Source organism: Thermoanaerobacter sp. YS13, assembly GCF_000806225.2.
Classification (GTDB): Bacteria; Bacillota; Thermoanaerobacteria; order Thermoanaerobacterales; family Thermoanaerobacteraceae; genus Thermoanaerobacter; species Thermoanaerobacter uzonensis.
In genome coordinates, this window is sequence record NZ_JOOI01000001.1 from 451154 (window position 1) to 474018 (window position 22865).

The following is a 22865-nucleotide window of genomic DNA, read 5'->3' on the forward strand; positions in this document are numbered from 1 at the left end:
TAAAACAAAGTAATAAATCCTTCCATTTGTTGAAAGTTCAACAAGTGGAAGGATTTTTATATAACTGAGTAAAATGACTTTTTATTTCATGTAAAAATTTTTTATGCTATAATAATAAACAATGGAATGTTACTTTATGGAGGAAGCTTGTATGCAAATAACAGGGACAATTAAAATGGATAAAAGAACTAAAAATTTAGTGAAAAGATTAAATCCTGGAGAAATAGCTATCATTGATCATAGAGATATAGATGAAGTGGCTGCAGAATCTTTAGTTGAAAAAAAAGTTTTGGCAGTCATAAATGCTGATAAATCTATAAGTGGCAGATATCCTAACATAGGACCTTCTATCTTGTGTGAGGCGGGAATTCCAATTATTGACGATGTAGGAAAAGACATTTTTGATTTATTGAAAGAAAATGACAAAATAACTATAATAGATAATGAAATATATAAAGACGGTGTGTTTATAAAAAGAGGGAAACTTCTTACAAAAGACGTTATAAACTATAAATTGCAGGAAAGCCGCGAAAACATAGGTATTGAATTAGATAAATTTATTGAAAATACATTGGAATATGCAAAAAAAGAAAAATATTTTATTCTAGGGGGAGTTGAATTACCCAATATTAAAACGCGCTTTAAAAATAGACATGCTCTTGTAGTCGTTAGAGGAAAGGATTACAAAGAAGATTTATTTACAATAAAACAGTATATCAACGATGTAAAACCTATTTTAATAGGGGTAGATGGAGGGGCAGATGCTCTTTTAGAGTTTGGGCTTATTCCTGACATAGTCATTGGAGATATGGACAGTGTAAGTGATGAAGCTTTAAAAAAGGCTCGAGAAATCGTAGTTCATGCTTATCCCGACGGAAGAGCACCTGGCTTGGAAAGAGTAACAGCATTAGGTCTTAAAGCAGAAATTTTTAAGGCCCCAGGTACAAGTGAAGATATAGCTATGCTTTTGGCTTTTGAAAAAGGTGCTGACTTAATTGTTGCGGTAGGGACCCATTCCAGCATGATTGATTTTCTGGAAAAAGGAAGAAAAGGAATGTCCAGCACTTTTTTAGTGCGATTAAAAGTAGGAGAAAAATTAATCGATGCTAAAGGAGTAAATAAACTGTACAGGGAAACTTTCAAAATTTCTTATATATTTAGCATTATACTGGCAGCTTTGATTCCTCTTGGAGTAATAGCGTATTTTTCTCCACCTATGCAACAGTTATTAAAGCTATTGCAACTTAGAATTCGCCTTTTAATCGGATTTTGAGGAGGATTTTTATGAATATAAATATTAAATACTATGTTTTAACAATTGCTTCTATTTTTATTGCTTTAGGAATTGGTATTTTTATAGGTTTTATGTTAGATGGTCAAAAAGTTTTTTCAGAGCAACAAACCGCAATTATAAACGAGTTAGAACAAAAATTTAAGGATTTACAAACAGAAAATAATAATTTAAAAAACACTGTTCAAGAGTTAAATAAACAGATAGGGTATTATAATCAATATCATCAAATTATTTTTCCTGAGTTAGTAGCTGATAAGTTAAGTGGAGTTAAGGTAGCGATTATTGAAACTACAAATGAGTTTATATATTCTGGCATGAGAAATGCTCTTTTAAAGGCAGGAGCTACTATTGAGTCAATTACTGTTATAAAAGACAGCTTTAATACTGGCAATGAGTTGGAAGTGGAAAATTTAGTAAATTTCCTTTCTAATAAATATGGAGTTACAATAGACGAAAAGCATCTGAACGAATTCGTAGCTTCGAAATTAGCGAATGCAATTGTAACTGGTCAGGATGTGGACCTTATTAATTATTTAAAGACAAATGGTTATATAGATTTTACAGGGATTCCAGGTAATACAGATTTTGTAATTATAGCTGGAGGAAGTAATAATAAGGACTATAATGTAGTTTCTATAGATATTCCTATAATAAAACAAGTGAAACTACTTAATGTTCCTATTGTAGGCGTTGAACAAAGTGATGCTAAATATTCCTATATTGATGCTTATAAAAAACAGCATATTTCCACAATAGATAATGTGGAGGATATAATAGGGCAGACGTCACTTATAATGGTAATGGAGGGCAAAGAAGGCAATTATGGAGTTAAGCCAAGTGCAATGAGTTTAATGCCAGATTCTTTTATAAAGGCTGACAATTCTACTCATAATTCCGCTGCTAATTCTAAAAAGTGAGGGTAGACAGATGAATAAAAAAGTTAGTGTATTGATACCTGCTTACAATGAAGAAGAAAGAATAATTGATACCATAAAAGGATTAAAAGATGTTGAAGAAATTGATGAAGTCATCGTAATAAATGATGGCTCAACTGATAGTACTGCTGAAAAGGCAAGAAAAGCAGGGGCTAAAATAGTCAATATGAAGAGAAATGTTGGCAAAGGAACAGCTTTAAAAGAAGGTTTAAAATATGCAAAAAATGACGTGATAGTTTTTTTAGATGCAGATGTAGGTCTTTCGTCACGAGAAGTCAAAAAACTTATATTGCCTGTTCTTGAGGGAGAAGCAGATGTTACAATTGCCAAATTTCCAAAGACAAATATAAAAGCTGGATTTGGCTTTGTTAAAACTTTAGCCAGAAAAGGAGTAAAATACTTTACAGGATATGAAATTGAATCTGTCTTGTCAGGTCAAAGGGCTTTTAAAAAAGAGGTTTTAGAGAGTTTAAAAACTTTTTATAAAGGTTTTGGGATAGAAGTTGGTATGACAATAGATATATTAAAGAAAGGGTATAAAATAAAGGAAGTAGAAGTGAATATGACGCACTCTGTTACAGGGAGAAACTTGAAAGGCTTCCTGCACAGAGGTAAGCAGTTTTGGGATATACTAAAAGTATTAGTGTATAAGTTGTCTTCAAAAAATAGCAAGGAATAGCAGGTGAGATAGTGTTTGGGGCTAAAATATTAATTCCTTTAATAATGACAGTTATAACAAAAAAGCTTTTTTATAGCATTATTAACAAGCCTTTGTGTTTGAAGGAAAACTATAAAAAAGTTATGATACCTGTTTGTGGTGGTATTGTATTTGTTCCTGCTTTATTTGTGTCAATTGTACTTCTCAATTTATTTGGAGTTAAAATAGAATATCAAGAGGTAATTTTATTGAGCTTATCACTGATTTCTTTTGTCGGTTTTATAGATGATGTATTAGGAGACAGAAGTGTAAGAGGGCTAAAGGGTCATATAACTATGCTTTTAAAAGGAAAGCCTACTACAGGCAGTTTAAAGGCTTTATCAGGAGTTTTAATTGCTTTTTTTATAAGTTTTAATGTTGGGAAAAATAATATAGAGGAATTGATAATAAATACCTTGATAATCGCACTTTTTACAAATTTTTTAAACCTTCTAGACTTGCGACCTGGAAGATGTGGAAAAATTTTTTTAGCTATTTCTTTGATTTTTTTAATAATTGGAAAGGCTTATCCCTATTTCTTGATATTGCTTACTCTGATTCTTTTAGTGTATTTGCCAGAGGATTTAAAATCAAATGTGATGATGGGGGATACTGGATCAAATGTTTTAGGAATGTCTTTGGGAATAAGCAGTATTCTTATTTTTGATTTATATGGCAGGTTGATAATATTAGCGTTGCTAATTTTATTACATATTTTTACAGAAAAATATTCTTTAACTGCTTTAATCGAAAAAAATAAAGTCTTAAATTACCTCGATATGTTAGGAAGAAAAGGAGAAAGATAAGGTGATTAGTGTTTATTTAGCTAAGGTAAGTAAAATTGTGTCACAAAGAGAGGGTATAACTGTTGTAGAGGTTGAGTCAGAGGGAGAAAAAGTATTAGCTTTAAATTATGACGATGTAACTGGGAAAATAGAAGTGGGAAATAAAGTTTATGTAAACCGAACTGCTCGCCTTTTAAATCTTGGAACAGGGGGCTATGACTTTGTAGTTGTAAATCTCAAATACCCTAAATACGATGCTATAGGAAATGGGCATATTATGAAATTAAGATATACGCCTTTTCAAATAAATGTATTGACGATGGAGGAGCAAAACAGTCCTTATCATACTGCTTTTGAAGAGTTCGAAAGTTTAGAAGATTTACCTGTAATAGTTGGAGAACTTCACAGTATGGTAGCACCTGTAGCCTTAGTGCTAAAAAGTACAAATCCTAACCTTAAAATTACGTATGTGATGACAGATGGAGGATGTCTGCCTATTAGTTTCAGCAATACAGTTTTTGAGCTTAAAAAGAGGGGAATAATAGATAAAACAGTTACAATTGGACATGCTTTTGGAGGAGATTATGAGTGTGTAAATATTTATACTGCTTTGATAGGTGCAAAGGAAGTGTTAAAAGCAGATGTTGTTATAGTAACGATGGGACCGGGAATAGTAGGCACAGGCACCAAATATGGGTTTTCAGGGGTAGAACAAGCCCATATAATAGATGCTACAAATAAATTAGGAGGTAAGCCTGTACTTATCCCAAGAATTGGGTTTAATGATAAAAGGCAGAGACATCAAGGGATTAGTCACCATACTATAACTGTTTTAGAGCTGTGTAACAGTTCCTGTGTTTTGACTTTTCCTACAATGGAAGAAGAAAAAGAAAAAATAATAAAGGAGCAGATAAATTCAAATCCTGTATTTTCGCGATATAAAATAGAATTTATTGAAGCTGAAATTATAAGAAAATACATAGAAGAATCTGGGCTTAACTTGTCAACAATGGGAAGAAATTATGAGAGTGAGCCAGACTTTTTTAATGCTTGTGGAGCTGCAGCCCTTTATGTGTCGTCTAAATTAGTGCGAAACTGATTTGATTACTTCTCCTAAAGTTTTGTATTTTTTATTTAGTTCCTTTAATAAAAATAATAGTGTGGAAAATTTTCCAGCATAATAAAGAGTGTTTCCCACTATAATCATTTTTCTCACCTCATTTCTATAGTATGTATTTATTGTTAAAATTATACATAGAAAGGAAGATGAATTTTGGAACAAAAAGAAGTTACAGTTAACACCAACAAGGTTTTTGAAGGGAAAATAATAAATTTAAGAGTAGATGAGGTAAAACTGCCTAATGGAAAAGTTACTACGCGAGAAATAGTTGAGCATCTTGGCGGCGTATCCATAGTAGCAGTTAATGAAAAAGGAAAGATTTTATTAGTCAAACAATATAGAAAACCTGCAGAGGAGTCTTTATTAGAAATACCGGCAGGAAAATTAGAAAAGGGTGAAGACCCTTTGATTTGTGCTAAAAGAGAGTTATTAGAAGAGACAGGTTATGAAGCAGGTTTTATAAAGCATTTGATTACTTTTTATACCACTCCCGGTTTTTCTAATGAAAAAATGTATTTGTATTTTGCAAAAGATTTAAAAAAATACACTGCTCAACCTGATGAGGACGAATTTTTAGAAGTATATGAATATGCTCCAGAGGAATTGTGGGAAATGATTTTACAAAATCAAATAAAAGATTCTAAAACGATAATTGGAATTTTATATTATTTAAAAATGAGGAGTAGTTTATGAGATTTTACGGAGATTTGCATGTTCATGTTGCAAGGAGTATAAAAGGAGCTCCTGTAAAAATTGCGGCCTCAAAAAATTTAACTGTTTTAAATATATTAGAAAAAAGTATATTAAAGGGAATTGATATAGTTGGCATTGTAGATGGTGCTTCTCCGCTTATTTTGGAGGAGCTAAAAGAATATATACAAGAAGGAATATTATTCTCCCTTGAAGAAGGAGGGTTTAGGTATAAAAATAAAGTTACTTTGATTTTAGGCAGTGAAATAGAAATTGGCAAAGAGGAAAAGGGTTCTCCTCATTTAACATGTTATTTTAGAGATATTGAGAGTATTTCGTTGTTTTCTCAAGAAATTTCTAAATACATTAAAAATATAAATCTAAGTTCTCAGCGAGTAAATCTTACAAGTGTACAGGCTGTTGAAATCGCAGAAAAATACAGCGGGATTGTGATTCCCGCCCATGTTTTTACTCCCTTTAAAAGTTACTATGGCAGTTCTACTGATAGGCTTAAATATGTCTTTAAAGATTTTTATCAATATATTTATGGAGTGGAATTGGGCCTTAGTGCAGACTCTGATATGGCTGATCAGATTGAGGAGTTGCAAAATAAAACTTTTCTTTCCAATTCAGATGCCCATTCTTTAGAAAAAATAGGCAGAGAGTTTAATGTTTTTGATATAAAAGATGCAAATTTTGAAGAGATTTTGTTGGCTATAAAAAGAGAAAAAGGAAGAGAAATTGTAAGAAATTATGGCCTAAATCCTAAATTAGGGAAATACCACAGAACTTTTTGCTTGGATTGTGGTTATATTGCGCAGGAAGAACCTCCTGTAAAAAAATGCTTAAAATGTGGAAGTTCAAATATAGTTTTAGGTGTAAAGGATAGAATAGAGCAAATTAAAGATTATGATACAAAACATCCTCCTTTTAGACCTTTATATATCTATCAAATTCCTTTAGAATTTATTCCTGATATTGGAGGTAAGACTATCGAAAAATTAGTGAATTACTTTGGAAGTGAATTGTATGCTTTGCATCATGCACCTTATGAAGAATTAGAGAAAGTGATAGGAACTTCAAAGGCATTAAATATTTTGAGAGGAAGAGAAGGGGAATTGGATATTTCAGCGGGAGGAGGAGGAATATATGGCAAAGTTACTATCACTTAAAAGGAATATTGTCCCCTTTTGAATCATAAATTTAAATTAGCTTTATAAAAAATAGGGGGCAATATTCTTGAAGTTTTTAAAAGGAAATCTTTATTTGCATATTAAAAATAATTTTTTATTGTATGTGTTAGCTGTAATGTGTTTAATGATAGGAATAGCAGCAGGATCTTTTACTGTAAATAACCTCACTGACATACAGATGGAACAAATAATAGGATATATTTCAAAATTTTATCAAATTGCAAAATCTGTAGACTTGAATTCTGCCCAAATTTTTAAACAATCCCTTCTAAATAATTTTGTTACTGTTTTTGTTTTATGGATTTTAGGAGCTACAATTATAGGGATTCCTTTTATATTTTTGCTTGCGGGGATAAGAGGATTTATTTTAGGATTTTCTATTGGAGTTTTGATAAAAGAATTTGAAATAAAAGGTATATTACTCGTATTGATGGGAATTTTACCTCAAAATGTTTTTATTTTATCAGGAATCTTGTTTATATCTGTAACAGCTATTAATTTTTCTTTATATCTTTTGAAAAATCGCAAATTTCATTTTGAAGAATTAATATCGCAATTTGTTTCTTATACTTTTATGGTATATGCAGGGTTTTTAGTTATATTAATAGGCTGCTTGATAGAATCTTATCTTTCACCTTACATATTACTTTTGCCGATTTTTTCACCATAAAAGAAGGAAAATGACGATTTATGTTGAATATTTATAATTAAATGGATTTATTATAAAAATTCAAGAATTGTAGGGGTAAAGAATATGTTAAATAATGTGGTTGGGGAGTTTTTGGATTTTTTAAAAAAGAACAAAAAACTGTCAAAAAACACTCTTGAATCTTATAACAGAGATATAAACCAATTTTTAAATTATCTTGAAGAAATCGAATTTGAATATTATAATGTCAAAAAATCGACAATATTAAATTATCTTTATTACTTAAAGAAAAAAGGAAAATCACAAGCAACTGTTTCGCGAAATCTTTCTTCTCTTAAAGCCTTTTATCATTATCTATTTATGAAAAAGAAAATAGAAGAAGACCCAACATACATGATTAATACCCCGAAAGTAGAAAAAAAACCGCCTGCTACTTTAACAGTTGAACAGGTAGATATGTTACTTTCACTAGATTTTGGGGATGATGAAAAAGGAATTAGAGATAAAGCTCTTATTGAACTTATGTATGCTACAGGACTTAAAGTCTCCGAAGTTATTTCTTTAAAATTAGAAGATGTGAATCTCTCTTATGGCTATGTAGTTATTCGCTCTAATAAAGAGAGAGTTATTCCAATAGGTTCTCATGCAATTGAGGCCTTAAAAAATTATATTGAAAAAGGAAGAAAAACAAAAAATGGAGAAAATACTCTTTTTTTAAATTTGCGAGGGGAAAAACTCACAAGACAAGGCTGTTGGAAAATAATAAGAGAATACACTGATAAAATTAATCCTGGTTTTCCTGTTACTCCAAATACGCTAAGACAATCTTTTGCACAGCATATGCTTCAAAATGGTGCAGATATTCGAGCTGTTCAAGAAATGTTAGGTTATCAAACGGATTTAAACGCAAATTTACTTTCTTTAATTTCAAAGTCAAAAATAAAAGAAGTTTATAATAAATTTCACCCTCGTGCTTAAAAATATAAAAAGTATAATATTTACCCTCCAGCGCAAAATAAATAGTGATGAGGAGGGTGATTTTATGTTTAAAAGACTTTTAACATTATTAGTGAGTGTGATACTAGCTATTTCTTTTGTCTTAAATGGCACAGTATATGCTGATATTTTAAATTTAAAGTCAAAATCTGCTATTTTGATAGAGGCTAATACTGGACAAATTCTTTATGAAAAAGATAGCTATAAGCCCTTGCCGCCTGCCAGTGTTACCAAAGTAATGACTCTTTTACTGGCGATTGAAGCAATAGATTCTGGTAAAATTAAAATAACAGATAAAGTTGTCACAAGTAAACATGCCTTTGATATGGGAGGTACACAAATATATTTAGAAGTAGGAGAGGAAATGACAGTAGATGATTTAATGAAGGCTATAGCGATGAATTCGGCAAATGATGCTTCCGTTGCTTTAGCTGAGTATATTGCAGGTACAGAAGAAAATTTTGTTGAAATGATGAATAAAAGGGCTAAGGAATTGGGAGCAAAAAATACTACTTTTAAAAATGCAACTGGACTACCTGAGAAAGGGCACTTGACAAGCGTATATGATATTGCAATGATTTCAAGGGAATTAGTAAAGCACGAGAGCATATTTAAATATTTAACCAATAAATTAGATTCTTTAAGAAATGGGAAATTTAGTCTCATAAATACTAATAAATTACTATGGCGATATAAAGGAGCAGATGGTATTAAAACAGGATCTACTTCGGAAGCACTTTATTGTATGGCAGCAACAGCTAAAAGGGGAGATACAAGACTAGTAGCGGTGGTGTTCGGAGCTCCTGATTCTGAGACGAGGTTTAGTGAAGCGGCTAAATTATTAGATTATGGATTTGCTAATTATGAAAGTGTAAAAGTAGCTTCAAAAGGGCAAAGCTTTGGCAATGTCAAAGTTTTTAAAGGGAAAAAGCAGGCTGTTAGTGTTGTGTGCCGCGATGATGAGTATATACTGATTAAAAAAGGAGAAGGTAAAAATATAAAAACAGAGGTGGAGCTAAAGAATGCTGTATTAGCTCCTCTGGCCAAAGAGGTCCCAATAGGCACTGTAAAAATAACACAGGATGGCAAGATTATAAAGACATTTAACATATATCCTCAGGAAACAGTAGAAAAAGCGAACTTTTTTGAAAATCTCAATAAAGTTTTTATTGGTTGGCTAAAATATCAGTAATTTACTTTAAGCACTAAACAGTCGTTTAGTGCTTTTTTATGTGCGCCCGGCATGGGCGATAACTAGGCGGTGAAAGTCCGCTGTGGGCTTGGTAGTGGGAACCACTAGCCAAGAGCAAGGGTGTCCATCGTGAGGTGGAATCTGAAGGAAGCTTAAGGCAAAATCTCGGTCTGATGAACAAGAACCAGATAAGAGGCTGAATTGGGATGGATGAGTTTGCGTAACAAAACGAAGTCCAACACTACCCGAATCCCATACAGTAAATCTGGCAGATATATGAGATGAAAGTTATCGTTCTTACCCGGGGAGGTCTCAAGGATAAGTCGTGGAAGTAAAATCTGAAGTGACAACCCATGCAGTGATGTATGGCTGAACCTTGAGAAGTCAGCAGAGGTCATAGTACTTATCTAGTCATGAATAGATAAGGAAGGACCGAACGTTAGGAGGTTTTGAAAATCTTATGGACTCGAAAGATATGCGAAGACTGCAGACAACTCAACAAAGAGGCTATCCGTTGAATAGAGAAATGGAATTTCAAAAGACAACGTATATCATCGGCGTCGGAAGATGGAAGAAACGAAGTACAAAGATATACCAGCAAGATGCTTGAAATGATAGTAGAACGAGGAAACATGGAAGCAGCATACAAGCGCGTTGTTGCAAATAAAGGAAGCCATGGAGTCGATGGGATGGAAGTAGATGAACTTCTACCGTATCTCAAAGAAAACTGGTCAACCATAAAACAACAACTGCTGGAAGGGAAATACAAACCACAACCAGTGCGAAGAGTAGAAATTCCCAAACCAGATGGAGGAGTAAGACTACTAGGAATACCTACAGTACTAGACAGACTAATACAACAAGCAATAGCCCAAATACTAAATAAAGTCTACAACCATACATTTTCTGATAGCAGTTATGGATTCAGACCAGGACGCAGTGCAAAAGACGCAATAAAAGCCGCAGAAGCATACATAAATGAAGGATACACATGGGTTGTAGATATGGACTTAGAAAAATTCTTTGACAGAGTAAACCACGACATAATAATGTCCAAACTAGAAAAGCGGATAGGGGACAAAAGAGTACTAAAGTTAATACGAAGATACCTAGAATCAGGAGTAATGATAAACGGAATCAAAGTATCAACAGAAGAAGGGACACCCCAAGGAGGGCCATTAAGTCCCCTATTAGCAAACATAATGTTGGACGAACTAGACAAAGAACTTGAGAAACGAGGGCATAAATTCTGCCGATATGCAGATGACTGCAACATATATGTAAAAAGCAGGTCTGCAGGAAACAGAGTAATGAAGAGCATAAAGAAATTCATAGAAAGCAAATTAAAACTAAAAGTCAACGAAGCAAAAAGTGCTGTAGATAGACCATGGAGAAGAAAATTTCTTGGATTTTCATTCTATACAAAAGAAAACGAAGTAAGAATAAGAATCCATGAAAAATCCATCAAAAGGTTTAAGGGAAAAGTAAGAGAAATAACCAATCGGAACAAGGGAATAAGCATGGAAAACAGAATAAAAAGACTAAATCAAATAACAACAGGATGGGTCAACTATTTTGGATTAGCAGACGCGAAAAGCATAATGAAAACCCTTGACGAATGGATAAGGCGAAGACTGAGGGCATGTATATGGAAACAATGGAAGAAGATAAAAACGAAGCATGATAACTTAGTAAAACTAGGAGTAGAAGAACAAAAAGCCTGGGAATACGCCAATACAAGGAAAGGCTACTGGAGAATATCCAATAGCCCAATCCTAAATAAGACTCTTACAAATAAATACTTTGAGAGCATAGGTTATAAGAGTTTATCCCAAAGATATCTAATTGTACACAATTCCTAATGAACCGCCGTATACCGAACGGTACGTACGGTGGTGTGAGAGGACGTGTCAATTCTCAAATTAAATCTCCAAAGATTTTCAAATTATAATGGCATTTTTTAAGTGTATAAAAGTATTTTTTCTCAAATTATTACAGCCTGATTAAAAATTTTTTTCACTTTTTAAGAGCATAACCGCCAAAATATGTTAATATCTGTTATTGGCAATTTGAATTAATTGAGGTATAATAAAAAATGAGAGTAGCGAAAGCTACTACTCTCATAAACTGATTTCATTTTGTGCCTGGTATATTACTTCTTCATCTATTTCTCTTAGCCTTTTAGAATACGCATAGAGTAAAGAAGCTGTTACCAGGTTATTTATTATCCTTGGGAGCCCTTTTGTTAGAGAATATATTGCCTCATATGCTGATGGTGTAAATATGTCATCCATCACTCCAGCTATTTTCATTCTTGTTTTTATATAATCTTGAATTTCTTCTTTTTTTAGCCCTTGCATTACATACTTTATAGAAATTCTTTGCCTTAGTGCACTGTTTACATTCAAGGCTAGTTTGTTTCTTATGTGTGGTTGTCCTGAAAGTATCAATATATACGGGTTTTGAGAATCCATATTAAAGTTAAATATTATTCTCAAATCTTCAAGAACATCGTTAGAAACCAGTTGTATTTCATCTAATATTATGACAGGAGTTATCTTCTGGCTGTAATAAAGTTCTGTTATCGCTCTTTGTATCTGGTGAAAGAGCGTTACTTTTTTGTATGAAGGTGTTTCGCCTAAAATCATAGCCAATGCTTGATAGAATTCTCTCACTGTGAGTGTAGAAAGGGCAAAGTAACATGGTTTAAATGTAGAACGATTGTGTTATTGTCAATAAAAATTCCCCACTTATGGGAAAGATTTTTCCCCACCTAAGGTAAAAAATTAATCAGCTATTATCTTCATTACTTTAGTTTATTCTTTTTTAGAGTTTTCTTCTGACATAGATTTAATAACTCCTTCTCTCTGTTTCATTCTGTAACTTTCGCCTTTAATTACAACAAAGTGACAGTGATGAACAAATCTATCTAGTATAGCAGTTGCTAATACTGGATCGTAAAAGATTCTAGCCCATTCTTCGAAAACTTTATTTGATGTTATTATTACAGAGCCTTTTTCATATCTTTTTGATATTATTTCATAAAAGTCATCTACACTATTTTGATTAAGTTTCTTAAGTCCTAATTCGTCTAATATGAGAAGGTCTGGACTCGTATAATATCTTAATTTCTGCCCAAAGGAGTTATCTGCTCTTGACATATATAATTCTTCTAGCATTTCATTTACTGTGGTAAAGAGTACTTTATATCCTTGTGATATTGCCTTTAAACCAAGTGCTATTGATAAATGGCTTTTACCTGTTCCCGGCGGGCCTATAAAGGCCACATTCTCTTTCTTGCGGACAAATTCACAGGTCGCCAGGTTATATATAAATCTTTTATTTATGGATGGTTGATAGTTAAAATTATATTCTTCAAGTGTTTTATGCTGTGGAAATCTTGCTTTGTTAACTCTTTTGATATTACTGTTATTCTGTCTATTTAATACTTCATCATTGATTAACATCTCAAAGAATTCCATGTATGATAAACTGTTTTTAAGTGCTTCTTCATTTCTTGACTCGAGTGTTTTAATAATACCTGATAGCTTTAAATCCTTTAACCGGGAAGTTAATAAATCATTCATTTTTTAATTCTCCTAAATTTATGAGTTTGTTGTATTCATAAAGTTCCCTTGAAACATAGGTCTTGTCTTGATTTATATAACTCGTATTTGTGTCTATTGGAAGGTCTATTATTCCTTTTTCACATATTTTCTTTATAATTTTATAGCTGTAGGCATTATATGAAATGGCTCTTAAACATGCATTGTTTATTACTTCGTCACTATAATGCTTTCTTAATGATAATATGCCTGAAATAGCCCTATAGTCATACTTTTTAAGATTGCCCTGCTGTATGAAGTTTTCAAAGAACACATTGGCATGTATACCTATTTCTTTCATTTCTTCTTTTTGCCTTGACAAAATGTCTTTGCTTGATATATTCTTACTGTAAGGATAATGTTCATTATTTGTTATGTATCTCCCTTTATCCTCTGTGCATACTGGATGAAGGGCTATTTCTTTTTCTTTAAAGTATATTTTGATTAGTCCGTTTGCGATTATAGCATCAACTTCTTGCCCTATGTAAGCATATGGTACTGAATAATAATTACCATTATAGGATATGTGGCAGTTTGTGTTAACTATACATTTAACAGAGTTTGATAAGATAAAATCCTCTGTTGGAAGGGGCAATAGTTTTTCTTTTTCAATTGACTTGAAAACTTCCAATGGAACTTTTTTGGTTGTACCATGTATTCTTACATTAGCAATGGTATCAAGCCATAACCTCGAAAAGTTAACAGCTTCGTCGATATTTTCAAAGTCTCTGCTTTTGAAACAATTATCCTTTACATAATCGACATTTGATTCTACCTTGCCTTTATCTGTTGGCGTTCTAACCCTACATGGCTGTGGCCAGAATCCATAGTGTGCTGCAAAGGCTGCATAATTTTTTTGGACAGTGGGCTCGTAAAAGTCTGCTTCTAATATTGCTGCTTTTAAGTTGTCTATTTTTACTGTTTGGGGAACACCTCCAAAATATCTGAATGCATTTTTATGGCAGTCAATAAATGTTTTTACTGCTTGGTTAAATACGACATCACAATACATATACCTTGAATAGCTTAGTGTCATTACAAAAACCCATGCTTTTTTATGCTTCCCGTTAACTTTAATGGTACCAATATATCCAAAGTCAACTTGTGCTTCTTCTCCTGGAAGAGTATTTAGTACCATGTATGGTGTTTGGGTTGGTTTTTTAATTTTGCTTATATATTTTTTTACTGTGTCATAACTTCCTGTATATCCAAAGTCTCTTTGCATATCTTGGAATATACGCATGGCACTTAAGTCTTTTGATGCCTGAATATTTATATATTCTTTATACGGATCTAATATTGAGGCTGTTGGTTTTCTTTCTATAGTTCCCCCTTCATCAATTTTTTTAAGAATGTTTCTTACAGTTTTTCTGTCAATTTTTAATATCTGGGCAATTTGTGTTTTGTTATAACCTCTTTTAAAAAGTGTTTTAATTGTTGTATGCATATCTACCCCCAACATTGCAATTTCCTCCTCTGTAGTTTTATTTTTATTTTAAACTACAGAGGGTATTTTCTCAATCTTACTGGGGAAAAATCTTTCCCTTTTTCGGGTAATTTTATTTTACCACTAACAACGATTGAGGCTTTCAGCATATCTTCTTAATGCGGTAGATTTGCCTGAACCGGCCTCCCCAACGACAAGTCCTATACCCCTTGTTTCTTGTAAATATTTTAGCCTGGCATTTAATTCAGCAATGTCTTCACTTATGTAAAGGTCGTTTACACTTATCTCTTTAGAAAATGGATTAAATTTCATTCCAAAATATTGGGTAAACATTGTAAACACCTCTTTTTTTAATCAATGATATCATTAAAGGATATTACTGGGGAATTAGGTTTTGCCGCAAAATCCACAGTATCTTCATTTTCGCTTACAACCTTTCTGTCTTCGATATATTCTACAGGAATTTTAGCATTATCATGAAAATTTACCTTATACGCTTCCCCTACTTTTTTGCCTTCATGAAAAAGTAAAAGGGGTGTATTATCCTTAAGCCACTGCGGATCATATCTGACTTCTAAGCGCATACCTTTAAACTTTTCTTCTGTTTCATAAAGTATATTTTCCACTTTAAGTGTAGCATCTTTGTTTACTTTACGATTTACTCTTATGAGAAAACATTCATTCAACATATCTATGTCACCACACATATTTACCCTTGATATTTGAGACATGAAAAAATCTAAAGGACTCATGCCAATACTGCTGTGTTCTTTTCGGTTGTAATCCTCCTCCAACCATTTAAAAAACATCATATTAAGCTCATCTATACTCTTTATGGATGTAGGATCTATTGTGCTTAAAAATCTCATTCTCACCGTATGAAAGAATCTTTCTACTTTCCCTTTTGAATGAGGTGAAAAGGGCTCAGCATGAATAAGAGATGTACCTAGTGAGGCACATATATATTCAAATTGACTGCTTCTATATATCTTTCCATTATCAGTGTAGAGCATTTTGGGTATTCCCCTTCTTAGCACTGCTTCTTTAAATGAGTCTCTTAAAGCTAAAAAATTCTGGGTATAGTAAAAGCGAGCATAGGTACACAGCCTGGAAGCATCATCTATATATGCAATAAGGTACGTTTGCCTTTTTGTTTTACCTTCTTTAATATATGGCCCATACATGACATCAGTTTGCCACAGTTCATTGATGTATTCATGGGAAAACCTCTTTGTTTTACCCTCTTTTTCTTTATCTAAAGATTTTACAGGAATGTTTTTCAAAAACCTATAGAATGTCGAAAGGGATACTTTATCCGGTGATATTATTCCCTCTCCTATCAATGTCTCATAAAGAAGTTTGTTTGGCATTTCAGGATGTTCAAGCTTCTTTTGCTTTATTTTCTCTGAAAGTTCAAAGTCTATCTTTCTGTATTTGCCTCTGTCGCTTCGATAACCCGGCTTTAACGCTTCTATACCGCCTCTTAAATACTGATATAGCCACCCTCTAAGTGTCTTGGGAGTATATCTTCTCATTCCAAGATAAGGCATCTCAATAGGTTTATCGGAAAGAGCATCAAAATATTCTTTCTGATTTTTTACCTGTCCGTTTAGCACCGGACTTATCAGTGAAAATCTCTTTAATGCTATAGCTTCTCTCGCTTTTTCATCAAGCATTTATATGTTCCCCCTTCACTTTTTTGATTTCTTAATCGTAATTTTAGCTCATACCTGGGGGACATTAAAGGAAAAAGTTATGTTGCTAAGAAAAAATCAAAATTTTTATTTAAATCTTTCGGGTTTAATGCTAAAATTATGTGAGAGAGGCCAGAAATGATTTTTGGCAATGAGCATAAAACCGTTGGGAGAAGAGTGGTACAAGCTTTAATGTCCAAAATCTCTCTGGCCCTCTCTCTTTGTGAGTCAGTCTCAGATAACTTTATGTAAGGGTTTATTTGCCTTAATCCGTATATGATAAAACTTAAATTATTCATTATCCTTTTGGTGTAAAAATATATATGCTGTCTTGAAAATAGTATGGTAGGGAAGTTTCTTTTTAACTGTAAAAGTCAATATATTTTTGTACAAAAAGTGGAATATAATTTTGTACAAAAAATGTACTAAGATGCATTCGAAGAACTGTTAAAATATTCAACTTTTGACTTTAATCTATATGAAGGCCCTTTTATTGATATAACATGCGAATGATGAAGTAATCTATCCAATATTGCATTGGCTAATGTTGCTGATCCAAATACTTCTGCCCAATTAGAAAAGGGCATATTAGTTGTAATAATAGTACTATGCTTTTCATACCTTTTAGATATTAGCTGAAAAAATATATTTGAAGCATCTGTGTCTATTGGTAAATACCCTACTTCGTCTATTATTAACACTTTATACTTTGAAAAATGTTTTAATCGGATCTCTAAACGGTTTTCTGCTAATGCCTTTTTTAATTGAGACATTAATTCTTGAAAATGAATGAAATAGGTAGAATATCTGTGCTTAGCACATTCTATCCCTATGGAGGTGGCAAGATGTGTCTTGCCTACCCCGGGAGTTCCTACAAACAATATATTTTCGTTATTTTCTACAAATCTTAAGCTTTTTAAATCAAGAATTTCTTGTTTGTTTATGCTTGGTTGAAATTCAAAATCAAAATCATCAAGTTCTTTTAAAAAAGGGAAGTTTGCTACTTTAACACATGCAAGTATTGCTTTTTCTTGTTTTGATTTTATTTCTAAATTGCTTAGTTCATATAGAGCATCTATAACACTTTTTTCTCCTGATTTAATCAGTTTTAAGTACATATCTATATTATTTTTTATGTTATTTAATCCAAGCTCTTCTAAATTGTTTAATAGCTTAGTATAGTTACTTACACCCTCACCTACCTATGCAATAATTTATCCAATTCGTTAAGATTATTTGTGCATATTTGTTCAATATCCTCTCTATTTTTGATAAGATTTTCCATTAATTCTCTATAATGAGATTCATGATAATTTATCTTTTTATCACTTAATATATGGACAGATATCAAATCTGTGTTAAAATATACATGTAACTCATTTTCTACTGTTTTAAGAGTTACAGTTTTATTTATATATTTTGGAGGGACTGAGTATCTACTACCTTTGTAATATATCGTAGAATCTTTATGGACAGTTGCTTTTTGTTCGAAGTTCATATAACTTTCTATGATATCATTACTTGGTAGCGGAGATAGATACTCCTTTTCTTTTTGGAATAATATTATAGGTTGTATCCCTGTTGACTGATTTATAGATTGATTAACTTTTTTGTTTATTTCATCAATTATCTTTATTAAATCTTCTTCATTTTCAAATTCACCATTGTATGGCAGTAACCAGTCAATAAATTTGTTAGATGATTCCACCTTTCCTTTTGTATATGAGTGTCTTGGTTTACATAAGCGTATCTTAAAGCCAAAATCATTTGCAAATGCTTTTATTTTATTATTTATCTTCCTCCCCTCGTTTGTTATATCAACTACTGTTTTCATATTGTCAAAAAGTATTTCCTCCGGAACACCTCCTGTAGCTTTAAATGCGTTTATCAAGCATTCAATTACATCTTGTTGAGTTTTTGCTTTCCTATATTCAAAGTAGCAATATCTTGAATATCCAAGTTTATAGTTAAATACATTAACAACAAATTCTTCTCCATATCTCGAAACTAATTTTATGTCTTCCTTCCAATCTACCTGGGCCTGTTTTCCCATCAAATCTTGGATGACCACTTGCTTTTTTAGTAGGTTTCAGTCCCTTTCTCTTTACATATTTGTTGAAATTAGAATATGTCCCAATATCATAATTTTTAGAAACAAAGTATTCATATACTCCCTTTACCGTAACCCCCTTTATTTCAAGCTTTGCTTTTATTTCATCATAGTATTTATCTAATTTACTTTGTTTATTTCTTGTTTTTGGCTTGCCTTCATATCCCTCATAATACCTTTTAACAGTTCTTCTATCTACTCCATATTCTCTTGCTAATTCTGAAAAATTAGGTTTTATTTCCATAGCCTTAAATATACTAATTTGACCTAATAGATTTTTCATTTTTGTATCCCTCCTACAAACAGAAGGATACCAAATTTATATACAAATTTGTACATTTTTATTTTCCACTTTTCGTACATTCTTATTTTATCATTTACATTAACCCACTTATGAAAGAACTGAGAGTTTTTTCTCTTGTAAGTGTCTCTTTTAAAGACTTTACAATCATATTGAAAGAATACTGAAAATGGGGAAGACAGAAATCAGGAAGGTAGGAAAGAGTTCTTTTACACACAGGACATATATATCTTCTTATGGCTATTTTTATACAGTTAGGTCCATCTAAATAGTAACGGTAATAAAACCCGTGCTTTTTTAGTTTTATTCTACACTTGCAATCGGGATAAGGACATCTATCTGGTGGGTCAGGAAAATTGTAATCTTTACCTTTATGTAAATATTCTTCAATGTTATCAACATGGAAAATTATTTGCATAAGTAACCTCTCCAATTAAAATTAATGCTAAAGGAATCTGAAAAAATTTTTTTAAATTCCTTTAGCATTAATTTTATCACAAGATTATTTAATCTGAAAAATTTTATCGGTTTTGGGCTAAATTAATTTGAGAAATGACAAGGACGCTGAATAAAATAATTATTCAGCTCCTACTCGATATTTTTTAGAAAAATATCACAAAAAAGGAGGATTTTTAAAATTTATATCGAATATAATAGGGGGAGGTTGATAGTGTGAGAGTAAAATTTGCAAAAAAAGGGGATGCTTTGATAGCCAAAATTGAAGGTGAGTTAGATCATCATGTGGCGGAGAGTATAAAAAGTGTTATTGATGAAGAGTATGAAAAAAAGTTGTGTAAAAATTTAATTTTTGATTTTAAAAATGTAAATTTTATGGATAGTTCAGGAATTGGCGTTATAATAGGAAGATATAAAAAAATTAAAGAGAATAATGGCAAGGTAGCTATAGTAAATGCCAATAAACAATTACATAAAATTATTGAAGTTTCTGGATTGTTGCGTATAATTAAATGTTATAATGACATTGAAGAAGCCTTAAACGAAATATAGAAGGGGGATTATCATGGAATACACAAACATGATGGAGTTAAAATTTTTAAGTAAGTCGCAAAATGAGTCTTTTGCAAGGACTGTTGTTGCAGCTTTTGCTGCTCAACTAGATCCGACAATTGAAGAAATCGCAGATATAAAAACTGCTGTTTCAGAAGCAGTTACTAACTGCATAATTCACGGATATGAGAATAAAATCGGCATCATTACCATTAAAGCTTTTATTTCAGGTAACAAAATAACAATTGAAGTTATAGATGAGGGAAAAGGGATTGACGATATTGAAAAGGCTATGCAACCTCTTTTTACTACTCGCTTAGAAGAAGAGCGAGCAGGAATGGGTTTTACTGTCATGCAGACCTTTATGGATGAATTGGAAGTTGAATCAACTCCAGGTAAGGGAACTCTTGTCCGAATGATAAAGTATATAAGGTCTGATAAATGAGGTGACCTTATGAAAGAAGGGAATTTTGAAAAAAGTGATGAGAATTTGGAATTGATAAGAGCGGCACAAAAAAATGATAAAGAAAGCTTGGAAAAATTAATTTTAGGAAATAGTGGCCTTATTTGGAGTATTGTTAAAAAGTTTTCTAATAGAGGGTATGAATTGGAGGATTTATATCAAATAGGTTGTATAGGTTTTGTAAAGGCGATTCAAAAATTTGATGAGTCTTACAATGTAAAATTGTCAACCTATGCAGTACCTATAATAATGGGAGAAATTAAGAGATTTATAAGAGATGATGGATTAATAAAAGTGAGTCGTTCTCTAAAGGAGCTTTCTACAAAAGCTTTTTATGTTAAAGAGATTTTAAGCAATGAATTAAATAGAGAACCAACTATTAATGAAATTGCTGAAAGATTAAATGTAAGTCCTGAAGAAATTGCTATGGCTTTTGAATCGGCTGCTACTGCTGAGTCATTATATGACAATATAACTCATGACGAAGATGACAGACTTTTAATTGAAATTGTGAGTGAAGATGAAAAAGAAGTTGATATAGACGATAAATTAGCTTTACAGATGGTTATAAATAAACTTAAACCAAGAGAAAAACAGATAATATTTTTGAGATATTTCAAGGATATGACCCAAATGGAAGTGGCAAACATTTTAGGAATTTCACAAGTGCAAGTATCAAGACTTGAGAAAAAAGTTTTACAAAAACTAAGAAAAGAATTGGAAGAAGTGTAGTATTTTAACGTAAATACTACACTTTTTTTGAATTAATTTTGCTTATTTTCACATACTAATAATGGCTGGTGAAATAAAAATGAAAAAGATGTTAATTATAATCGTGGCAATATTGCTAATTTTTGTTGTTAGCTATTTTTATATGCACAAAACCAATAAAAAAATACCTGACAGTGCTGATTTGGTATATAAGGGAGGAGGGAAAAGTATGGCAGTTGTTAAAGTTTTAAATGTAGTAGGAGATTCAACAGTGAGCTGGGAAGATGCAATACACAAAGCTGTAGAAGAAGCAGCTAAGTCTATTGACAATATATCAGGAATTGAAGTTGTTAACCAAACAGCTAATGTAAAAAATGGCAAAATAGTAGAATATAAAGCTAATATACAAATAGCTTATAGAGCAGATAAAGAATTAGATTGAAAATAAATGAGCACCGTCTATGGTGCTCTTCTCATACGAAAGGGTGAAATTAATGGAAAGAGATGTAAAAAAAGAGCAAGAATATAAAAATATAGCACAGAAATATGAGCCTAAACCTGCTTTGCTTAAAAACGTAGTAATGGCTTTTGTAGTAGGAGGATTGATAAGCGACATAGGGCAGTTCTTTTTAAATTTTTACCTATCAAGAGGTTATTCTATGCAAGATGCCAATACTCTTGTATCAATTACTATGGTATTTCTTGGAGCTTTTTTAACTGGAATTGGAGTTTATGACGATATAGGGAAGTTTGCAGGGGCAGGTTCTATAGTGCCAATAACAGGTTTTGCAAATTCTATTGTGTCACCGGCAATGGAGTTTAAAAGGGAAGGTTTTGTTTTTGGAGCGGCAGCAAAGATGTTTACAATTGCAGGACCTGTTATTGTATATGGTGTCAGTACTTCAATTATTATAGGCTTAATATATTATTTTTTGAAGTAAAAGGGGAAGTTAGATATGGCAGAAAAAAAATTAGGCGCACAAACAGTTAAGTTTAAAAATCCTCCTTCTATAATAGCTGGAGGCACTATTGTAGGACCTAAAGAAGGAGAAGGACCTTTAAGAGATTATTTTGATATGATTTTAGTAGACGATACATATGGAGAAAAAAGTTGGGAAAAAGCAGAGTCAAAAATGTTTCAAGATGCTGTAAATTTAGCATTAAAAAAGGCCAATCTCAAGATTTCAGACATTGATTACCTATTAGGTGGTGATTTGCTAAATCAAATTATAAGTGCAAATTTTGCTGCGCGACAACTGAATGTGCCACATTTCGGATTGTATGGTGCTTGTTCTACTATGACAGAGGGATTGATTTTAGGGGCTATGCTTATTGATGGAGGCTATGCTGACTATATAATAGCGGCAACTTCCAGCCATTTTTCTACTGCAGAAAGACAGTTTAGATATCCTTTAGAACAAGGCATTCAAAGGCCTTTTACTTCACAGTGGACGGTGACAGGTGCAGGAGCTACAATTTTAGCCTCCACAGGAGAAGGCCCTTATATTACCCATGCTACTACTGGCAAAGTTGTAGATTTGGGGATGAAGGATGCCAATAACATGGGAGCGGCAATGGCACCTGCTGCAGCAGATACAATTATCACTCATTTTAAAGATGCAGGTTTTACAATAGAAGACTATGACCTTATTATGACGGGAGACATGGGAAGAGTAGGGAGAGACATACTTTTAGAGTTATTATATAAAGAGGGCTATGATATAGAGAGTAAATATAAAGATTGTGGAATAGAAATTTTTGATGAATCACAAGACGTTCACTCTGGTGGCAGCGGTGCGGCTTGTTCTGCAGTGGTTTTGAATGGATGGCTTTTATCTCAAATCCGAAATGGAGTTTATAAAAAAGTTTTATTTATGGCGACGGGAGCTCTTTTATCTCCTACCAGTAGCCAGCAAGGGGAATCTATTCCTGGAATTGCACATGCTATTACAATATCGACGACATTATAAGGAGG

At 32.3% G+C, this 22865-nt stretch carries 19 protein-coding genes and 7 pseudogenes; 17 read left to right on the forward strand and 9 right to left on the reverse strand.

The features are described 5' to 3' along the window. Positions 1-151 precede the first annotated feature (151 nt). From steA to ltrA, 11 genes and pseudogenes are all read left to right on the forward strand, one after another. A complete protein-coding gene (steA, locus tag THYS13_RS02305; protein ID WP_042832971.1) occupies positions 152-1273 on the forward strand; it encodes a putative cytokinetic ring protein SteA in 1122 nt (373 codons plus the stop codon). A gap of 11 nt (positions 1274-1284) precedes the next feature. Then, entirely contained in the window at positions 1285-2211 is a 927-nt protein-coding gene (locus THYS13_RS02310) for a copper transporter (protein WP_042832972.1), read from the forward strand. 10 nt (positions 2212-2221) lie between these two features. Beyond that, entirely contained in the window at positions 2222-2908 is a 687-nt protein-coding gene (locus THYS13_RS02315) for a glycosyltransferase family 2 protein (RefSeq protein WP_042832973.1), read from the forward strand. A gap of 11 nt (positions 2909-2919) precedes the next feature. Next, positions 2920-3732, forward strand: coding sequence for a UDP-N-acetylmuramyl pentapeptide phosphotransferase (locus tag THYS13_RS02320; protein WP_042832974.1), 813 nt, complete (start codon positions 2920-2922; stop codon positions 3730-3732). Position 3733: 1 nt separating this feature from the next. Then, positions 3734-4810 (forward strand): DUF3866 family protein, encoded by a 1077-nt coding sequence (locus THYS13_RS02325; RefSeq protein ID WP_042832975.1) that lies wholly within the window; start codon positions 3734-3736, stop codon positions 4808-4810. A gap of 174 nt (positions 4811-4984) precedes the next feature. Next, positions 4985-5524 carry an NUDIX hydrolase gene (locus THYS13_RS02330; protein WP_042832976.1) on the forward strand — a complete coding sequence of 180 codons (540 nt, stop codon included), beginning with the start codon at positions 4985-4987 and terminating at the stop codon, positions 5522-5524. Further along, the gene (locus tag THYS13_RS02335; RefSeq protein WP_042832977.1) at positions 5521-6693 is read left to right on the forward strand and encodes an endonuclease Q family protein; all 1173 of its coding nucleotides are present in this window, start codon (positions 5521-5523) and stop codon (positions 6691-6693) included. Before THYS13_RS02330 ends, THYS13_RS02335 begins: the two co-directional genes overlap by 4 nt. Positions 6694-6760: 67 nt before the next feature. Beyond that, positions 6761-7384: a stage II sporulation protein M gene (gene spoIIM / locus THYS13_RS02340; protein ID WP_042832978.1), complete on the forward strand. Its 624-nt coding sequence runs from the start codon at positions 6761-6763 to the stop codon at positions 7382-7384. 84 nt (positions 7385-7468) lie between these two features. Beyond that, on the forward strand, positions 7469-8341 hold the full coding sequence (locus THYS13_RS02345; RefSeq protein ID WP_042832979.1) for a site-specific tyrosine recombinase: 873 nt from the start codon (positions 7469-7471) through the stop codon (positions 8339-8341). A gap of 64 nt (positions 8342-8405) precedes the next feature. Continuing rightward, complete coding sequence (locus THYS13_RS02350) at positions 8406-9551, forward strand: D-alanyl-D-alanine carboxypeptidase family protein (RefSeq protein WP_042832980.1); 1146 nt, start codon at positions 8406-8408, stop codon at positions 9549-9551. A gap of 460 nt (positions 9552-10011) precedes the next feature. Then, positions 10012-11413, forward strand: a pseudogene (ltrA, locus tag THYS13_RS14360) (group II intron reverse transcriptase/maturase). 258 nt (positions 11414-11671) lie between these two features. Here the strand turns inward: ltrA and THYS13_RS02360 are convergent. From THYS13_RS02360 to THYS13_RS02395, 9 genes and pseudogenes are all read right to left on the reverse strand, one after another. Further along, positions 11672-12274, reverse strand: a pseudogene (locus tag THYS13_RS02360) (ExeA family protein); the annotation flags it as partial. A 93-nt stretch (positions 12275-12367) separates the two neighbouring features. Beyond that, positions 12368-13138: an IS21-like element helper ATPase IstB gene (gene istB, locus THYS13_RS02365; RefSeq protein ID WP_042832981.1), complete on the reverse strand. Its 771-nt coding sequence runs from the start codon at positions 13136-13138 to the stop codon at positions 12368-12370. Beyond that, positions 13131-14603 carry an IS21 family transposase gene (gene istA / locus THYS13_RS02370; RefSeq protein WP_082990393.1) on the reverse strand — a complete coding sequence of 491 codons (1473 nt, stop codon included), beginning with the start codon at positions 14601-14603 and terminating at the stop codon, positions 13131-13133. The genes istB (THYS13_RS02365) and istA (THYS13_RS02370) overlap by 8 nt, the downstream gene beginning before the upstream one ends. Positions 14604-14732: 129 nt before the next feature. Next, positions 14733-14936: pseudogene (locus tag THYS13_RS14880) on the reverse strand (AAA family ATPase); the annotation flags it as partial. A gap of 17 nt (positions 14937-14953) precedes the next feature. Continuing rightward, complete coding sequence (locus THYS13_RS02380; RefSeq protein WP_042832984.1) at positions 14954-16279, reverse strand: IS481 family transposase; 1326 nt, start codon at positions 16277-16279, stop codon at positions 14954-14956. A 136-nt stretch (positions 16280-16415) separates the two neighbouring features. Further along, a pseudogene (locus tag THYS13_RS14540) lies at positions 16416-16662 on the reverse strand (hypothetical protein); the annotation flags it as partial. Between the two features lie 60 nt (positions 16663-16722). Next, positions 16723-17487: pseudogene (gene istB / locus THYS13_RS02385) on the reverse strand (IS21-like element helper ATPase IstB); the annotation flags it as partial. Positions 17488-17495: 8 nt separating this feature from the next. Further along, positions 17496-18690 (reverse strand): annotated as a pseudogene (gene istA, locus THYS13_RS02390) (IS21 family transposase). Between the two features lie 100 nt (positions 18691-18790). Continuing rightward, positions 18791-19126, reverse strand: a pseudogene (locus THYS13_RS02395) (DUF6431 domain-containing protein); the annotation flags it as partial. A gap of 254 nt (positions 19127-19380) precedes the next feature. Here THYS13_RS02395 and spoIIAA point away from each other — a divergent pair. From spoIIAA to spoVAD, 6 genes are all read left to right on the forward strand, one after another. Next, positions 19381-19716: an anti-sigma F factor antagonist gene (gene spoIIAA / locus THYS13_RS02400; protein ID WP_042832985.1), complete on the forward strand. Its 336-nt coding sequence runs from the start codon at positions 19381-19383 to the stop codon at positions 19714-19716. Positions 19717-19729: 13 nt separating this feature from the next. Then, complete coding sequence (spoIIAB, locus tag THYS13_RS02405; protein WP_042832986.1) at positions 19730-20161, forward strand: anti-sigma F factor; 432 nt, start codon at positions 19730-19732, stop codon at positions 20159-20161. 9 nt (positions 20162-20170) lie between these two features. After that, positions 20171-20911 (forward strand): RNA polymerase sporulation sigma factor SigF, encoded by a 741-nt coding sequence (gene sigF / locus THYS13_RS02410; RefSeq protein ID WP_042832987.1) that lies wholly within the window; start codon positions 20171-20173, stop codon positions 20909-20911. Between the two features lie 61 nt (positions 20912-20972). Further along, positions 20973-21332, forward strand: a complete 360-nt coding sequence (locus THYS13_RS14365) for a dodecin family protein (RefSeq protein WP_201035645.1) — start codon at positions 20973-20975, stop codon at positions 21330-21332. A 52-nt stretch (positions 21333-21384) separates the two neighbouring features. Further along, entirely contained in the window at positions 21385-21831 is a 447-nt protein-coding gene (gene spoVAC / locus THYS13_RS02420) for a stage V sporulation protein AC (protein WP_003867999.1), read from the forward strand. A 15-nt stretch (positions 21832-21846) separates the two neighbouring features. Further along, entirely contained in the window at positions 21847-22860 is a 1014-nt protein-coding gene (spoVAD, locus tag THYS13_RS02425; RefSeq protein WP_042832988.1) for a stage V sporulation protein AD, read from the forward strand. Positions 22861-22865: the final 5 nt, after the last annotated feature.

What these genes read in the sequence shown, in the direction of transcription:
- steA (WP_042832971.1), top strand. Translation starts at nt 152, where the DNA reads ATGCAAATAACAGGGACAATTAAAATGGATAAAAGAACTAAAAATTTA.
- THYS13_RS02310 (WP_042832972.1), top strand. Translation starts at nt 1,285, where the DNA reads ATGAATATAAATATTAAATACTATGTTTTAACAATTGCTTCTATTTTT.
- THYS13_RS02315 (WP_042832973.1), top strand. Translation starts at nt 2,222, where the DNA reads ATGAATAAAAAAGTTAGTGTATTGATACCTGCTTACAATGAAGAAGAA.
- THYS13_RS02335 (WP_042832977.1), top strand. Translation starts at nt 5,521, where the DNA reads ATGAGATTTTACGGAGATTTGCATGTTCATGTTGCAAGGAGTATAAAA.
- THYS13_RS02345 (WP_042832979.1), top strand. Translation starts at nt 7,469, where the DNA reads ATGTTAAATAATGTGGTTGGGGAGTTTTTGGATTTTTTAAAAAAGAAC.
- THYS13_RS02350 (WP_042832980.1), top strand. Translation starts at nt 8,406, where the DNA reads ATGTTTAAAAGACTTTTAACATTATTAGTGAGTGTGATACTAGCTATT.
- istB (WP_042832981.1), bottom strand. Translation starts at nt 13,138, where the DNA reads ATGAATGATTTATTAACTTCCCGGTTAAAGGATTTAAAGCTATCAGGT.
- istA (WP_082990393.1), bottom strand. Translation starts at nt 14,603, where the DNA reads ATGCATACAACAATTAAAACACTTTTTAAAAGAGGTTATAACAAAACA.
- THYS13_RS02380 (WP_042832984.1), bottom strand. Translation starts at nt 16,279, where the DNA reads ATGCTTGATGAAAAAGCGAGAGAAGCTATAGCATTAAAGAGATTTTCA.
- spoIIAB (WP_042832986.1), top strand. Translation starts at nt 19,730, where the DNA reads ATGGAATACACAAACATGATGGAGTTAAAATTTTTAAGTAAGTCGCAA.
- sigF (WP_042832987.1), top strand. Translation starts at nt 20,171, where the DNA reads ATGAAAGAAGGGAATTTTGAAAAAAGTGATGAGAATTTGGAATTGATA.
- THYS13_RS14365 (WP_201035645.1), top strand. Translation starts at nt 20,973, where the DNA reads ATGGCTGGTGAAATAAAAATGAAAAAGATGTTAATTATAATCGTGGCA.
- spoVAC (WP_003867999.1), top strand. Translation starts at nt 21,385, where the DNA reads ATGGAAAGAGATGTAAAAAAAGAGCAAGAATATAAAAATATAGCACAG.
- spoVAD (WP_042832988.1), top strand. Translation starts at nt 21,847, where the DNA reads ATGGCAGAAAAAAAATTAGGCGCACAAACAGTTAAGTTTAAAAATCCT.